Genomic DNA, 348 nt, shown 5'->3' on the forward strand with positions numbered 1-348 from the left:
AATTTGGGTGGCAGTGTGTTTATGATTTGCTCTAGAGCTTGGGTAAAAGACTGATCTTCACAATCTTTTTGCGGGTCAGGGATATACTCACTTTCACACTGTTCAAGTACTATTGGTGCGTGGCTGATACCAACCGTTGTTGTCACGTCAATAAACCCGCTAAGCGCCACGAGCTGGTCGACACGTTTTGCCTTAACGCCAGAGCTGTCTGACAACTCTGAAATAGAAATCTCTTTACTCATTTTTTTACTTACATCGAGCTTCTTAGACGCGAGGCTGTTTATTTCTTTGCATACGTGGGCGGGCAATCGGACAGTACGACCTTTGTTCATCAATGCCGCTTCAATA

General features: G+C 44.5%; 1 pseudogene. It reads right to left on the reverse strand.

The annotated features are described in order from the left end of the window. A pseudogene (locus tag AB4512_RS25060) lies at window positions 1–348 on the reverse strand (RNA polymerase subunit sigma-70); the annotation flags it as partial.

This window comes from Vibrio sp. 10N.222.52.B7 (assembly GCF_041474275.1).
Taxonomy (GTDB): Bacteria; Pseudomonadota; Gammaproteobacteria; order Enterobacterales; family Vibrionaceae; genus Vibrio; species Vibrio crassostreae_C.